The 14,362-nt window shown below is 68.8% G+C and carries 13 protein-coding genes; 7 read left to right on the top strand and 6 right to left on the bottom strand.

Annotated elements, in window-relative coordinates; translation table 11 throughout:
* Nucleotides 1-83 precede the first annotated feature (83 nt).
* Both P5G46_RS11385 and P5G46_RS11380 read left to right on the top strand, forming a co-directional pair.
* Nucleotides 84-1,106: a glycoside hydrolase family 6 protein gene (locus P5G46_RS11385; RefSeq protein ID WP_408905728.1), complete on the top strand. Its 1,023-nt coding sequence runs from the start codon at nucleotides 84-86 to the stop codon at nucleotides 1,104-1,106.
* Nucleotides 1,107-1,239: 133 nt separating this feature from the next.
* Nucleotides 1,240-2,220: a response regulator transcription factor gene (locus P5G46_RS11380; protein WP_408905727.1), complete on the top strand. Its 981-nt coding sequence runs from the start codon at nucleotides 1,240-1,242 to the stop codon at nucleotides 2,218-2,220.
* Nucleotides 2,221-2,303: 83 nt separating this feature from the next.
* Here the strand turns inward: P5G46_RS11380 and P5G46_RS11375 are convergent, their stop codons facing one another.
* Nucleotides 2,304-3,782, bottom strand: a complete 1,479-nt coding sequence (locus P5G46_RS11375) for a glycosyltransferase family 2 protein (protein WP_408905726.1) — start codon at nucleotides 3,780-3,782, stop codon at nucleotides 2,304-2,306.
* Nucleotides 3,783-3,929: 147 nt separating this feature from the next.
* Between P5G46_RS11375 and P5G46_RS11370 the strand changes: the two genes are divergently transcribed.
* Nucleotides 3,930-5,009, top strand: a complete 1,080-nt coding sequence (locus P5G46_RS11370) for a hypothetical protein (RefSeq protein WP_408905725.1) — start codon at nucleotides 3,930-3,932, stop codon at nucleotides 5,007-5,009.
* Nucleotides 5,010-5,026: 17 nt separating this feature from the next.
* Here the strand turns inward: P5G46_RS11370 and P5G46_RS11365 are convergent, their stop codons facing one another.
* Complete coding sequence (locus P5G46_RS11365) at nucleotides 5,027-5,836, bottom strand: fructose 1,6-bisphosphatase (protein ID WP_239274789.1); 810 nt, start codon at nucleotides 5,834-5,836, stop codon at nucleotides 5,027-5,029.
* Nucleotides 5,837-6,012: 176 nt separating this feature from the next.
* On the opposite strand from P5G46_RS11365, the gene P5G46_RS11360 reads away from it, so the two are divergent.
* Both P5G46_RS11360 and P5G46_RS11355 read left to right on the top strand, forming a co-directional pair.
* Nucleotides 6,013-7,680, top strand: a complete 1,668-nt coding sequence (locus tag P5G46_RS11360) for a sensor histidine kinase (protein ID WP_375094723.1) — start codon at nucleotides 6,013-6,015, stop codon at nucleotides 7,678-7,680.
* Complete coding sequence (locus tag P5G46_RS11355) at nucleotides 7,677-8,795, top strand: hypothetical protein (protein WP_408905724.1); 1,119 nt, start codon at nucleotides 7,677-7,679, stop codon at nucleotides 8,793-8,795. Before P5G46_RS11360 ends, P5G46_RS11355 begins: the two co-directional genes overlap by 4 nt.
* Here the strand turns inward: P5G46_RS11355 and P5G46_RS11350 are convergent, their stop codons facing one another.
* Nucleotides 8,796-9,428, bottom strand: a complete 633-nt coding sequence (locus P5G46_RS11350) for a hypothetical protein (RefSeq protein WP_239274786.1) — start codon at nucleotides 9,426-9,428, stop codon at nucleotides 8,796-8,798.
* Between the two features lie 87 nt (nucleotides 9,429-9,515).
* On the opposite strand from P5G46_RS11350, the gene P5G46_RS11345 reads away from it, so the two are divergent.
* Both P5G46_RS11345 and P5G46_RS11340 read left to right on the top strand, forming a co-directional pair.
* Nucleotides 9,516-11,273: a DUF4012 domain-containing protein gene (locus P5G46_RS11345; protein WP_408905723.1), complete on the top strand. Its 1,758-nt coding sequence runs from the start codon at nucleotides 9,516-9,518 to the stop codon at nucleotides 11,271-11,273.
* 204 nt (nucleotides 11,274-11,477) lie between these two features.
* Complete coding sequence (locus P5G46_RS11340) at nucleotides 11,478-12,032, top strand: hypothetical protein (RefSeq protein WP_239274784.1); 555 nt, start codon at nucleotides 11,478-11,480, stop codon at nucleotides 12,030-12,032.
* A gap of 67 nt (nucleotides 12,033-12,099) precedes the next feature.
* On the opposite strand, the gene P5G46_RS11335 is transcribed toward P5G46_RS11340, so the two are convergent.
* From P5G46_RS11335 to rplQ, 3 genes are all read right to left on the bottom strand, one after another.
* A complete protein-coding gene (locus P5G46_RS11335; protein ID WP_239274783.1) occupies nucleotides 12,100-12,792 on the bottom strand; it encodes an endonuclease/exonuclease/phosphatase family protein in 693 nt (230 codons plus the stop codon).
* Between the two features lie 55 nt (nucleotides 12,793-12,847).
* Nucleotides 12,848-13,705, bottom strand: coding sequence for a tRNA pseudouridine(38-40) synthase TruA (gene truA, locus P5G46_RS11330; protein ID WP_408905722.1), 858 nt, complete (start codon nucleotides 13,703-13,705; stop codon nucleotides 12,848-12,850).
* 84 nt (nucleotides 13,706-13,789) lie between these two features.
* The gene (gene rplQ, locus P5G46_RS11325) at nucleotides 13,790-14,353 is read right to left on the bottom strand and encodes a 50S ribosomal protein L17 (RefSeq protein WP_375094728.1); all 564 of its coding nucleotides are present in this window, start codon (nucleotides 14,351-14,353) and stop codon (nucleotides 13,790-13,792) included.
* Nucleotides 14,354-14,362: the final 9 nt, after the last annotated feature.

Below are 14,362 nucleotides of genomic sequence, written 5' to 3'. Positions count from 1 at the left end.
GATTGCGTCCATAAACTTCATGATGAGCATCGAGGGAAACGGACGTAAGCCTCGGGACCGTCGCGCTCGACTAAAGTCTCACCGTGGGGAGAAGGCGCCGTCCGGGTGGACGGAGACGAATTCCGCGGCCGCTGCTCGTGGGCGGGGCCGTGGTCGTCGTCGTCGCGCTCATCGCCGGGATCGCCGTCGTGGGTTCGCTGGTCAGCAGCCTGTTCCAGACCCTGTCGGCACGCCCTCCCGCTGTCGACACCCGCATCGTCGTGCCAGACGAATCCAAGGCCGCGAAGGCCGCCCAGCAAGCCGATGCGGGTTCAGCCGAAGCCGAAGCCGCCGCATGGCTGGCCGCCCAGCCCACCACCTACTGGCTCACTCCCGAGATCGATCCCCTCGATGAGGTGTGGGACCGGGTCGCTCACCTCTCGGCGGAAGCGCGCGACCAGGACGCCACCCTCGCGATCGCCGTCTACGGCCTGCCGGATCGAGACTGCGGGAACCATTCCGCGGGTGGGCTCGACCCGGATGCGTATCGAGAATGGACGGCCCGAATCGGCGACGCGTTGAGGAACGCGTCCGATGTGCGCAAGATCGTCGTCCTGGAACCGGACAGCATCGCGCTCGGCCCGTCGTGCGGGTCGATGCAGGAGCGCGCCGGCTACCTGCGCACCGCGGTGGACAACATTCGCGGCGTGGACACCTGGATCTACCTGGACGGGGGTCACTCGGCGTGGCATCCCGCGAACGAAATGGCCGACCTCCTTCGATCGACAGGACTTCTGAACGATGTCCGCGGCGTCGCTCTCAACGTGTCGAACTATCAGGACACGGCCAATGAGTTCGCTTATGCGCACCGCCTGTCCGATCTTCTCGGCGGCATCCACGCGATCATCGACACCTCGCGCAACGGCGCCGGCCCCGCGGGCTCGGAGTGGTGCAATCCTCGTGGGCGACTCGTGGGCGCCCCGAGCGGCGCGTTCGGCGACGACGTCGTCGACACCACCCTGTGGATCAAGCCGCCGGGCGAAAGCGATGGCGAATGCAACGGCGGCCCGGAGGCCGGGACGTGGTGGCCGGATGCCTCAATCGAACTGACCCGCGAGAGTCGCTGAAGCCGGACGGCGCGCCACGGCTGACCGCTCGATCGTCGAAGTGTGTAAAGATGGCGCTCGGTTATGATGCGGGCTCCGTGTCTCGCGGAGTGCAGGGGGCACGGCGCGCGTGCAGATCCGGAAGAGTGGTGGGATGAGCGACAGCACAGAGATGCTGAAGACGGCCGTGATCGTCGAGGACGATCCGGATATTCGTCACCTTCTCGTCGAGGTGCTCGAGTCCGCCGGATTCTCCACGGTCTCCGTCGGCAACGGCATCGACGGCGTCCGCGCCGTCATCGCCTACCAACCGCTCATCACGACGCTCGACGTGAACATGCCCGGAATCGACGGATTCGAGGCGGCTCGTCGCATCCGGCAGCAGAGCGACACGTACATCATCATGCTGACCGGACTCGAAGAAGAGGCCGACGTCGTGCTGGGCCTGGGCGCCGGCGCCGATGAGTATGTGGTCAAACCCTTCCGCCCCCGCGAGCTGCGCGCGCGCATCGAGGCGCTTCTGCGACGGCCCCGTGCCGGCGCCCCCGCCGTCACCGCACCCCGGCAGGACAGCGTGGGTCCGTCCTTCCCCGGCGCCCGGCCGACCCCGGAGCCGATCGCCCACGTCGAGCCGACCCCGCCCCCGGCAGCGCCGCAGCCGCCGAGCGCGCCCGTGGTCGTCCCGTCCTCGCAGGGCCCCGCCCCGTGGGCGTCGGCACCGCGGAACGAAGTCGCCACCCGTCCGGGCAACGAGGTGGCCCCGCGCGCTCACGGAGACCTCACGCCCACCGGTTCCCCCTGGATCGTGCACCGCGACCTGCAGCTGGATCCGGACAGTCGCATCGTGCTCGTGGACGGACTCGAGCTCGACCTCACGCGCACCGAGTTCGACCTCCTCGCCACCCTCATGGAGTCCAAGCGGCGCGTGCGCAGCAAAGCCGATCTGACCCTCGTCCTCCGGGGCGAGTCCTACGTGACCAGCTACTTCGTGGGCGAGGCGGACAAACGTGCCATCGAGGCGCACATGACGAACCTGCGCCGGAAACTCGGCGACAACCCCGCGAACCCCCGCTACATCGAGACGGTGCGGGGAGTCGGCTACCGCTTGACCTCGGAGATGATGGCCGCGCCCTGATCGCCCCCTCGCGTACATAACGGATGCCTCGACCCTCCCCAGGGCCGAGGCATCCGTCTTTCTCTGCCGCGTTCGGGTCGCGGTCAGACCCTGTATCCGTGGTGACGACGGACGAGCTTGGAGAACATCAAGAGGGTCTGCAGGACGGTGACGACACCGACGATGGGCCACCCGATCCACAGGATCGACGACTGCACCATCGGACCCACCAGAACCCAGATGACGGCGAGGGCGATCGCGACGGCGATGAGCACCACCATCGGGGCCCAGTGTCCGAGGCCGCCGCCGCGCTCCGCCTTGGCCTGCATGGCCCAGTTGTCGACCTTCTTGCGCGAGAGGAAGCGGGTCCACGAGCGCACGAAGTGGCTGATGCGGATCCACATGAAGATCTCCGCCGGGAAGAACAGCACGGCGAAGAGCACATCGGACCGGTCGCAGGACGCCATGGTGCGCGCGATGCGCAGGTTCAGGAGCATGGCCACCAGCGGCGGGATGAGCCACAGCGGCGAGAAGACGAACGCGTTGATCGAGAGCGAACCCGCCAGCAGCGTGAGGAACGCCACGCGAACGAAGAGGTTCGTGAGCATGCCGAAGTTCTCGAACCACCGCAGACGCAGGTTCGGGTGGAACGGCTGACCCTTGGTGTCTCCCCGCTGTCCCGGCCACATGAGCTCGATCGCGCCGTAGGTCCACTTGACCTGTTGCGCGTCGTAGCCGGAGAGCGTCGTCATGCCGCCGACGTTCGCGCGAGCGAAGGGGCTGATCTTCGTCAGGTAGCCGGCGCTCTTGATCTGCAGCGAGAGCAGCGAGTCCTCGACCTCGGAGTCTTTCACCCACGGAGTCACCTGATGGTTCTGCTTCATCGCCTCTCGCAGGGCGTTCGTCGAGAAGATCGAGAACTGCCCACCGAGCACCGCCATGTTGCGTCCGCGCAGGAGGTTCTGCAGGTTGAACGCCGCGAACTGCGTGCGCTGACCGGCGGTGAGGAAGCGTGCTATGAGCCCCTTGATGGGCTTGTCATCGATCGTGTAGATCGCGGAGATGCCACCGATCCGGGAGTCCGACACGGCCTCGGTCTCGAGGTACTCCACGGCCTTGCTGTCGGCGATCGTGTCGCCGTCGACGCCCAGCAGGTAGTCGTATCCCTCGACGAGGGAGTACCCGTAGTTGAGCGCTCCGACCTTCTTGTCGGGGTTCTTGCCGATGTCGTGGACGAACACCTCGGTGAACTGCTCGCCGAGTTCGGTCGTGATCTCGTGCGGCCCGCTGTACTCGGACGCAATCTTCACGGTGGCATCCGAGGTGTTGTTGACCACCACATGGATGACATCGGGCACGCGCGTCTGCCCGAGCAGGGCCTCGATCACCTGCGCGATCGACTCCTCCTCGTTGTAGGCGGGGATGATGCACCCGATGGTCGAGCGGTGCACCGTGGAGTGCTCCAGCACCGACGCGAAGTCGTCCGGGAAGGCGTGCTCCTCGACAATGGATGGACCGCCGGCGTTGCCCGCGGGGTAGGCGAGGGCCCGGTTCTGGTGAGCGAAGCTTCGCTGGTCAGTCATGGCGGCGTCTTCCTGTCGCGGGGGGAGCGGTCGATCTGGCTTCACTCTGCTATGTTCACCGCAAGGCCAGCGCCGCACATGACCACCGTCCCCGCAAGGTTTCCTCAAGATTGGGCCCGGGGCGCGTCACCAGGGAGAGCTTCGACGATGATCTTCCTCAACTTCCTCGTCGCCATCGCCGCAGCCTCGGTCGCGGGTTCCGCGCTCTACCTGGCGCACGGGCGTCACGGAGACGACCGCGGCGGTCCACGCGCCGAGCTCGTGCGATACATGGGCGTCGCGGCCGTCGCCGCCATGGCATGCTCGCTCGCGAACGTGGCCGAGATGTCCGGCGGCGGCACCTTCGCGGCGGCCGCCGGCAACGCGACGAACGTGGTGACCGTGGGCTTGGCCTGGGCCGGCGCACGACGTCTGAACGCACGGCCGGCGATCGGAGCCGCCACGGTGGGGGCCGGCGGCATCCTGATGCTCGGGCTGACTTTCGTGATGGCACTCGACGACGCGACCCTGCTCAAGACGGGCGCCCTGGCGGTCTTCGCCGTCCTCGCCGCGGTCGAGCTCCGGCGGCGCCCGGTGCGCGAGCTCGCGGGTGTCGGAGCCCTGACGGTGACGCTGATCGCGTACGCCGCTTACAACCTCCACCGTCTCGTCGTCGCGGGGCTCGCGGGAATGGGCTCGCCGCTGTGGCAGCACACCGCCTCGACGGAGATCACCACGATCGTCAGCGCCCTGGCGATCGTCGGAATGGGCCTCGGCTCCGTTCGGCTGGGGCGCGAGCTCGATGACGACCCCGCGCCCGGCACGCGCGCTCACGAACGCGGAGTCCTCCGACGCGCCGCCGAAGAGCTGCTCCGATCCCGTGCAGAGGTCGAGACGCTCGTCGTGCGCATCCCCGAGATCGCCTTGATCCGCGCGGCTCACAGCGCGGCGCGCGCCGACGAAGTGGTGGCGATGCTGGTGGATGCCGCTCACGAGGCGCTCCCGGGAGCGCGCGCGGGCGTTCCGGCTCGCGACACCGTGTTCGTCCTCGTCGCCGCATCGGTTGCGCCGGCCGACGTCGAAGCGCACGTGCGCCGCGCGTTCGCCGCGCGCATGCCGCGGATCAGCTACGGCGACACACCCGATCTCGCCTTCGAGCACCATCGGGTGGCCGACGTGCAGGCGCTCTCGCTGCTCATGGAGAGTCGAAGGTTACGACCCGGTCTCGGCGCCGTACCCCACCCCTGATCGGGCCGTCCGGGCGGTCAGCCCTGGTCGTTCCCCTGCCCCCACCCGGGCGCGCGGTCCGTGCTTTCGCCCGAGTCCGTGGGCTGCTCAGCGGCCGACGACGCGTCGGACTCGAAAATCGCGATCGGCAAGTACTGGTACACGGTCTGCTGACCGAAGGACGCCTCGGAGTTGGCCGTCCCCTCAACGGCGATGCTCAACGCGAACTCCAGCGTGATGCCATAGGTGTCATTCGGCAGCTGGCGGATCGAGGTCGAGGGCACCAGCAGCCCGCCCTGGAAACTGTTCAGCAGCAGCCCGCGGTCGGAGCGCAGGGTGTCCGACGGGACGAGGGTGCGAGGGTCGGCGCTGAACTGGAACGGGTTGGAAACCTGTCCCCCGGTCTGCGCGGTCTGCGACGTGATCGAGACCGACGACACGTAGACGCGCCGCTTCTGTGCGAGCACGGCCTTCTCGTCGACTCGGTGGTCGTAGACGTTGAGGGCGAAGCCGAACTGCTTCTCGTTCGTCGACGTCCACTCCATCGTGCGCTTGGGGTCGACCGCCCACACATCGAGGCGGAGCTCGAGGCCGTCGGCCACCTCGGACGAGAGCGACACCGATCCGTCATAGGTGAAGCGGGAGTCGAAGGGCATGACATCGGCGGTCGACTGCGGCTCGGGCGTAGACACCACGACGGACTGACTCTGACCCGAGGTCTGGGCCTGGAGTGCGTTGAACGCGTCGATGATCTGGGAGCAGCCCGTCAGGGTGAGCGGGCCCCCGAGGGCGATGACCGACGCGAGCGCGAGAGCGCGAAGGGTCCGGCGGCGAGAGGAGGTGTCCACTGTTCTCTCCAGGTTCTGAGGGCGCTGGTACGCAAGGTCGACGAAACGACCATCACACTGCGGGATGCAGGCCTCAGGGGGAGTCTGACCGAACAACGCGACCGGGTGGAAGCGAAGGGCGAGCAGAGACAGGATGGCGCGCAGAAGACTACACCATGGTCTATACACTCGATCACATGGCAGCCGTGAGGAGCGTCCCGTCGGCGATCTCGCCGGGGCTCTCCGACGCCGACGACACCAGCGGGCCGAGCAGTCGCACGCGTTCGGTGTGGCTTCTCCAGCTGGTTCTGGGCGCGAGCGTCGTCATCACGGTGCTGCTCGTGCAGGCGCTCTCGCCGTCGTTGTTCGCCGTCTGGACGTTCTCGACCGGCGTCGGAATCGTGATCGCCCTCACCGCGGTGTCGATCATGGTCCCGTGGCACCGCTTGCCCCGGAACACGGTGGCACTCATCCCCTTCGGGGACATCGTCGGCATCGGCTTGTTGAGCTTCGGCACCGACCTGCGTTTCAGCTTCTTCTGGGTGTTCCCCATCACGTGGATCGCCACGCACTTCGTCCTCAGCTTGATGATCGCCTCCTTGGCGACCGTCGGGGTCATCATCGTCGCGGACGCCTCGATCACCGGCGTCGGACCCGAGACCGCTCTGCGGCTCATCGTCGTGATGCTGTCGCTGACGTTCATCGCGATCACGGCCTACCTGTCATCGCGCCAGACCCGGGCCTTCAAGCAGCTCCTACGGCGGCAGGCCAGCAGGCTGCAAGGCACACTGCAGCGCGTCACCGGGCAAGAGCGTCGAGTGTCGCAGATGCTCAACGGACTGGACACCGGCATCGCGCGGCTCTCCGCCGACGGCGAGGTGCTCGCGCTGAACGACACCTACGTCAACCTGTATGGAATCGAACGCGATGAGCCGTCGCGTCCGGGGGGCGCGGTGGAGTACGCGACTCTCCGCGGCGAGCCGCTGCCGGAATCGGAGCGGCCGTTCGCCCGCGCCGCGCGGGGCGAGCAGTTCGAAGACGAGCGCGTGTGGTTGTTCGACGCGCAGGGCGACTGGCACGCGCTCTCGGCATCCACTCGGCGGCTGGTGTCCTCGGACGAGCCCGAGAGCACGCTGCTCATCGTCCACGACGTCACGGCGCTCATCGAGGCCGAGCGCGCGCGCGAACGCCTCGCCGCCACGGTCTCTCACGAGTTGCGCAACCCGCTAACGGCCATCATCGGCCACGCGGACCTCGCCCTCGACGCTCCCGATCTGTCGCCCAAGGTGCGAGAGCAGCTGGAGGTCATCGCGGGGGCCGGTGAGCGGATGCAGACGCTGATCTCGGAGATCCTCGCCAACTCGCGCGGCATGTTCCGCGAGGAAAAGACGGCGACGACAGCGGATGCCAGCCGCATCATCGCCTCGTCTCTGGAGTCGTTCCGCCCGGCCGCGGCCGCACGACGAGTGAGTGTCATCGACGAGCTGCCCCCCTCCGCCGAGGTCGTGGGCGACGGTTTCCGCCTGCGTCAGGCGTTCGACAACATCCTCAGCAACGCCATCAAGTACACACCGGGCGGTGGCAGCGTGCGCATCTCGGGGACGATCTCGGCCGATCAGGTGGAGCTGACCTTCACCGACACCGGAATTGGCATCCATCCCGAAGACCTGCCGCGCATCTTCGACCCGTACTTCCGCGCCCGCGCCGCCCGCGAAAGCCCGACGCCGGGAACCGGACTGGGGATGGGGATCGTGCGCAGCATCATTCAAGAGCAGGGCGGCTCGCTGGAACTCGAAAGCGAAGTCGGCAGCGGCACCACCGTCACGGTGCGTCTGCCCGCCCGGACGGGAGCCCCGGACGCATGACACCGCAGGAGACCCTGGCCAACCTGGGGCTCGCTCAGGCGACCGTCGCCACTCTGGCCACCGTGATGGTGGTCGGCCTGGGCTTTCTGCACCGCCCCTCCCGCGCCGCACTGCTCTGGTCGCTCGCGTTCGTGCTCGCCATGGCCAGCACGTGGGTATCGGTGGCCGGTTCGGTGATGGGCGAGGAGGCCGTTCGACGCGCCGGGCTGGGGCTCATGCTCGGTGCCCCCGCTCTCATCTGGTCGGGCTTCCGCGCGCGGCGCGACGCGCGTGCTCTGCCCTGGATCGCGGTCGCGCAGTCGGTGGCGACCGCCGCGGCGTTCGTCGCGGCCACGGAACCGCGCGCCTACGGGATGACATTCCGCGTGGCGTTCCTCGGAGCGGCGGTGTTCGCGGGGCTCACGATCGCCGAGACCCGACGCGCCGCCGACCGCATGGAGCGACTCGTCCTCCCCCTCACGATCGTCTCGGCGGGGTTCGTCGCCCTCGCGGGCGGCATCGTCGTCGCCGGACTCGCCCTTCCCTCGAACGTCGGCGACCTGTACTTGCCCCGCATCCTGAACAGCCTGGCGATGCTGGTGTACCTCGTCTGCGCCACGGTCAGCGTCCTGTATCTCACGTCGGTGTCACCGGTGGGCACCAGCTCGGCGATTTCGTGGCCGCAGTTCACGGTGACAGCGACCGACCGGCTGGCTCGCGCGCGACGATCACGAGAGACCTCGTGGGCGGTGCTGGCCATTCGCCTCGATGACCCCGAACAGATTCGCAGCACGATCGGCGAGAGCGGATGGAATCGCATCGTGTCGACCTTCGAGACCGTCGTCGCCCGAGCGCTTCCGGCAGAGGCGGATCTGGGACGACCCGCCCGTGGACGGCTCGTGGCGGTCGTATGCCGCCCCGGGCCGGTGCTGCGCGAGCACGTCCGGCAGCTGTTGCGGCGCGTGACGGAGGTGGATGCCGCCGACTGGGTCGACGTGCACTTCTCGGCGAGTATCGGGTGGGTGCCCGCAGAGGCCGCCGACTACGATCTGACCGAGCTCGTCCGGCTCGCTGAGGACGCCGCCGTGACAGCCAGCGGACTCGGTGGTGACCGCTGGGAGCGGCTGCGCGCCTGATCAGCCCGAGGGCGTCGCTTCCCGGGCGATGGCGACGGTGATCGAATCGCTGGCGGTCTGCTTGGCGAATTCGTTCGAGGTGGGGGTGGTCTGCAGGAGGTATTCGTACGTGAACTGCAGGGTCACGAAGGTCGCTTCTGCCGGCACCTCGCCGACGTTGAACGTCTGCGAGTAGCTGTAGGGAGCCAGCACGAGATAACCCGGCGGGTTGGACTGATCGACCTGTGGGGCCAGGGGTGCGAACGACTGTGTCTCGTTGCCCGGGACCGCGGTCATCGTCGCCCTCTGCAGGTAGACCTTCTGGCCGTCGTTCGGGGTGACGGTGGTGGCCATCGAGATACTGACGGGCTTGAGCGCGGTCGCGGTCCAGCGGTCCATGGCGAGCGTGGACCAGTAGTCGATGGTCGCCGAGATCGCCCCGGCGTTGACCTGGCGCTCGGTGGAGCCGCTGGAGAGGTCGTTCGCCACGGGAACGGGTACGGGCACGATGGACGCCGACCGGGTCGGGGAGGGGGAAGCCTGGCCCCCGCCCTGCGCCCACGGCGGCGCACCGCATCCGGCGAGCGCGAGCGCCATCATTCCTGCGCCCATCGCGCCCACGGCGCGGCGTCGTCGCAGCATCCGCTCCCCCATGCATCCTCCTGTGGTTCTTCGTCGAGTCTAGGCGGACGGGAACTCACGGGCCCTGGCCGGGGATCTTCGAGACGTTATTGTGCTCGCGTGAAAAATCGTTCACGTCGTGGCGCCGAGCGCGCGCTGCTGACACTCACGACGGTGCTGCTCCTCATCGGTGCTGCGGGAGCCGCGTGGGTCGCGGTGCGCGGCGCGATGGCGTACCAGCATCTCGACGCTGCGCGCGATGTTCTCGTGGGGGTGGGCTCTTCTGACAGCGACCCGACCGTGTGGGCCGACGACCTCGCCGCCGCCCGAGACGACATGGCCGCCGCGCGCGCCCTGACGAGCGACCCCGTATGGGCCGCCGCCGGCTCGCTCCCCTGGGCGGGACCACAGCTGACGGCGATCGCCGAGCTCGCCGGCGCCGCCGACGGGGCCCTCGCGGCTCTCGAGCCGGTGGGCGCGGCGGCATCCGCCCTCTCCTCCGGGTCGCTGCGCACGAGCGACGGCGGCTACGACGTCGAGCTGCTCGCCTCGTGGGAGCCCGCGGCTGACAGGGCGACAGTGGCCCTGACGGATGCGACGTCCCGGCTGTCCGCGGTCGAGCTCCGCGACGTCCTCCCCGCGCTCGCCGATCAGGTCACGCGCGCTCATGAGCTGTTCGCACGGGCGCGCGCCGACGCCGACGCGCTGCATCGGACGACCCGCCTGCTTCCCGCCATGCTCGGCGCCGACGGACCGCGGTCCTACCTGGTGCTGTTCCAGAACAGCGCCGAGTGGCGCTCGCCCGGCGGAGTGGTCGGAGCCGTCGCGCAGCTCAACACGGATCAGGGCAGGATCACGCTCACCGCACAGGCCTCGTCGACGGATTTCCGCGATGCCGGCGGTGAACCGGTCGCCGATGTGCCCGAAGGCCTACGCCCACTGTTCGATGAGCGACCGGCGCGGTACGTCCAGAACGTGACGCAGCTGCCCGACTTCGCCGCCGGGGCACCGTTGGCACGGGAGATGTGGCGTCAGCAGCACGGGACCGAGGTCGACGGTGTGATCGCCGTCGACCCCGTCGCGCTGTCGTATCTGCTCACGGCGACGGGACCGGTGAGCCTGCCCTCGGGTGATGTACTCACGAGCGAGAACACTGTGCCGCTGCTCCTGGACGAGGTGTATCGCCGCTACTCCGACCCGAAGCAGCAGGATGCCTTCTTCCAGTCGGCGACGAGCGCCGTCTTCGGGGCGCTGGCTGCCGGAGACCTCGAGCCTCGCGCCCTGGTCGAGGCGCTGGACCGTTCGGGCCGAGAGCGGCGCCTCCTCGTCTGGAGTGCGGACTCGCAGGAGCAGGCGGTCCTCGACGGCTCGACGCTGCAGGGGGGCCTCCCTGGTTCGGGCGACGGCGCCACGACGCTCGGCGTCTACGTGAACGACGGCACCGGCTCGAAGATGGACTACTACATGCGGCTCGGGACCGCGACGACGTGGTGCTCGGATGGCACCGCAATGCTCCGCGTCACGCTGCGCAATGACGCTCCCGACCCGGCCACCCTGCCGGAGTACGTCACCGGCGGGGGCGCGTATGGCGTGCCCCCGGGCCACACGCTCACCGGCGTCTACGTCTACCTACCGACGGGCGCCCTGCTTCAGGACAACACCGTCACCGGGGACGCGGACCCCTCGGGTTTCGTCCGTGCTCAGGACCGCGGCCATGAGGTGCTCAAGTGGTCGGTGCGGGTGGCGCCCGGCCAATCCGCGACGCTCGACCTCACCGTCGCGACGCCTCGGACGCCGAGGCTGGAGACGGTGACGACCCCCATGCTACCCGCGGTCGCGGCTGCCAACGAGGCGCCCTCGTGCGCGGACGCGGGCTAGCACCGTCACGCGCCTCGCTCGCTCTCTCGGCCGCAGTGTCGCACGGAGAGACAGGTGATTTCTTGCCGCCTCAGGCATGAAAGGGCCCCGGCGGAAAAGGACCACTCGGCGGGGCGCCGAAAGACTGTTCACGCACGCGCCGTTTCCCGCGAGACGTTCGCGCTTCCTTGACCCGGCCCAACCCGCCATCGATATGGGGACCCCATGAAGAACTCGATCCTCCGTGCCGCTGCAGCTCTCTCGCTGGTGGCCGTCGCGCTGATGGCCCCCACGGCCGCACACGCCTACCCCGACCCTGCAGTGGTCATCGCGACTCCCGCGACCATCGCCCCGAACAACACGAGCACGTTCACCACCGACCGCGCACCGTTCAACGCCTCTGAAGACATCCGCATCACAATCACGGGCGAGAACGCCAACGGCGCGAGGCTCGCCTTCATCAAGACGGCCATCGAGACGAACACCATGCTGACCACGCGTGCCGTGCAGGGCAAGCTCAACGTGCCGATCCTCTTCCCGCAGAACGCCAGCGGCAAGTACGACCTCACGTTCACGGGCGTCACCAGCGGTGTCGTCCTGCGAACGAGCATCACGGTGACCCCCGCGGGAACGAAGCCGCCGTCGAAGGCCGGTCTCGCGGTCACGGGCTTCAACTCCGACAGCGCCGCGGGGCTGTGGATCGCCGGTGGCGCTCTTGTCGTCGCCGGAGCAGCGGTGGGCGTGGGAGCCGCCGTGCGCCGTCGTCGTACCGCCGCCTGACCGCATCGGTACCTCGGAAGCGAGGGTCGTCTGACGACGGCCCTCGCTTCCGCCGTTCCCGCCCGGCTCAGGACGTCGCGGCGAGCCGACCTCCCGCGACGTCCGCGGTGATGAGGATCGGGAGGTGGTCGCTGAGCCCCTGGGGGAGGGTTCGGATGTGTGCGATGTCGAAACCGATCGACGTGGCGAAGTCGTAGTGGCCGCGGAAGAAGCGGTACCGGGTGTAGGTGCGGGAGTCGCTCAGAGTGAGCTCGTAGCCCTGGTCGCGGACGGCCTGCCCGAGGTTCTCCTTGAAGACCGGGTAGTTGTAGTCGCCGACCATGAGCGTGGGCAGTCCCGGTCCGAGGTTCTGCAGCTCGCTCAAAGCAGCGCGGATCTGATGTCGCCGGAGCGAGTTCAGCGCCGTGAGCGGCGCGGCGTGGAACGACGCCACGATGATCTCGTGGCCGTCGTCGATGTCCCGCAGACGAACGCCGAGCATGCGTTCCTCGGCGGGCTTGAGCACGTAGTCGTGCAGCGATTTCTTCAGCGAGATGGAGCGCACGTCGACCGCGCGGAAGGTGTTCTCGCGGTAGTACACCGCAAGACCCAGTCGATTGCGCTGGGTCGCCTCCGCCAGCCGCAGCCCCGAGATCTCTGCGGGGATCTCGCGGGTGTCGTACTCCTGAAGACAGAGGACGTCGGCCGCGTGGGCGTCGACGAGGGCGGCGAGCTCCCCCGCCGCGCGATGCTTGCGCAGGTTGTACGAGATGACCTTCATGACTCCGCCAGCCTAAGGCGACGGATCCCCCCGCCCCGCGAGGGTTGCCAAACGCTCAGGAACCGATGTCGTCCGCGTCGCGCCGATTCCGCGTCTGTTCGGCACGGGATGCCAGAAGCTCGTCGACGGGGTAGCCGACCTCGGCGAGCACGAGTCCACGAGCGGCCAACACCTTCGTGTCCGGTGTGCGGAGCCCCGCGTCGCGGATGTCCACGACCGCGTGCGGAGGAATCCTCCCCTCCCCCACGGCCACACACGCCCCGACCAGCGCACGCACCATGCTGTGGCAGAAGGCGTCGGCGCGGACGTGGGCGATCACCGCGCCCGCCGCGTCCCGATGCCAGTCGAACTCGAGCAGCGTCCGGATGGTCGTCGCCTCTTCCCGGGCCTTGCAGTAGGCCGCGAAGTCATGGAGGCCGATGAGGCTGCGGGCAGCGGCATCCATCGCCTCCACGTCGAGGTGCGCCTTGACCGTCGTGGTGCGGGCACGCTCGAGGGGGTCGTAGCCGGTCGTCAGATCGGCGATGCGGTAGACGTAACGGCGCCATGTGGCCGAGAAGCGGGCGTCGAAGCCGTCCGGGGCTTCGACGGTACGGGTGACGGTGACATCGGGGTAGGCGCCCAGGACACCCCTCACGCGACCCGCGAGCGCCGCCACCGCGTCGACTTCGTCGCCGTCGCGTCGCCGACGCGGAAGACGTGCCGTCTGTGCGTCGTCGAGATCGACGTGCGCCACTTGCCCCGAGGCGTGCACACCGGCATCCGTTCGTCCGGCCACCACGAGACGCGGTTCACCGCCGAGGATTCGCGTGAGCGCGTCTTCGAGGGTGCCCTGCACGGTACGTAAGCCCGGTTGACGTGCCCACCCGCGGAAGTGCGTGCCGTCGTAGGCGATGTCGAGGCGGATACGCACCCACTCAGCCTAATCGCCCGGGCGCCGCAACGACCGAGGCCCCCTCCCGGCTGGGAGAGGGCCTCGGTGCGAGAGGGAGAGGAGTTACGCCTTCGCGTCGTCCTCGACCGCGTCGGCGGCGGCAGCCTCAGCGGCCGCGCCCTCCTCGGGCGACTCGGCGCCGGCGTCGGCGGCCTCGTCGGTGGCCGGGGTCTCCTCAGCGGCGGTCTCTTCGGCGGGAGCCTCGTCCTCGGCGGGAGCCGCGGCAGCGGGTGCGGCGGCAGCCTTCGAGGCGGACGGCTTCTTGCTGACGGGCTCGAGGACGAGCTCGATCACGGCCATGGGGGCGTTGTCACCCTTGCGGTTTCCGACCTTGGTGATGCGGGTGTAGCCACCGTCGCGGTCCGCGACCAGCGGAGCGATCTCCGTGAAGAGGGTGTGCACGACCTCCTTGTCACCGATCACCGAGAGGACGCGGCGGCGGGCGTGGAGGTCACCCCGCTTCGCGAACGTGATGAGGCGCTCAGCGAGCGGACGGAGGCGCTTGGCCTTCGTCTCGGTCGTCTTGATCGACTTGTGGGTGTACAGGGCCGCGGCGAGGTTCGCGAGAAGCAGGCGCTCGTGGGCCGGGCCGCCGCCGAGGCGGGGACCCTTCGTGGGCTTGGGCATGTCGTGTTA

The organism is Microbacterium mcarthurae (assembly GCF_046064585.1).
Classification (GTDB): domain Bacteria; phylum Actinomycetota; class Actinomycetes; order Actinomycetales; family Microbacteriaceae; genus Microbacterium; species Microbacterium mcarthurae.
Note: the sequence above shows the minus strand (reverse complement) of the source record. Positions and strands in the feature narration are given on the sequence as shown.

Excerpts from the sequence above, each read along its gene's own strand:
- P5G46_RS11380 (WP_408905727.1), top strand. The coding sequence starts at position 1,240 with ATGAGCGACAGCACAGAGATGCTGAAGACGGCCGTGATCGTCGAGGAC.
- rplQ (WP_375094728.1), bottom strand. The coding sequence starts at position 14,353 with ATGCCCAAGCCCACGAAGGGTCCCCGCCTCGGCGGCGGCCCGGCCCAC.
- P5G46_RS11370 (WP_408905725.1), top strand. The coding sequence starts at position 3,930 with ATGATCTTCCTCAACTTCCTCGTCGCCATCGCCGCAGCCTCGGTCGCG.
- P5G46_RS11335 (WP_239274783.1), bottom strand. The coding sequence starts at position 12,792 with ATGAAGGTCATCTCGTACAACCTGCGCAAGCATCGCGCGGCGGGGGAG.
- P5G46_RS11340 (WP_239274784.1), top strand. The coding sequence starts at position 11,478 with ATGAAGAACTCGATCCTCCGTGCCGCTGCAGCTCTCTCGCTGGTGGCC.
- P5G46_RS11355 (WP_408905724.1), top strand. The coding sequence starts at position 7,677 with ATGACACCGCAGGAGACCCTGGCCAACCTGGGGCTCGCTCAGGCGACC.
- P5G46_RS11350 (WP_239274786.1), bottom strand. The coding sequence starts at position 9,428 with ATGGGGGAGCGGATGCTGCGACGACGCCGCGCCGTGGGCGCGATGGGC.
- P5G46_RS11360 (WP_375094723.1), top strand. The coding sequence starts at position 6,013 with ATGGCAGCCGTGAGGAGCGTCCCGTCGGCGATCTCGCCGGGGCTCTCC.
- P5G46_RS11375 (WP_408905726.1), bottom strand. The coding sequence starts at position 3,782 with ATGACTGACCAGCGAAGCTTCGCTCACCAGAACCGGGCCCTCGCCTAC.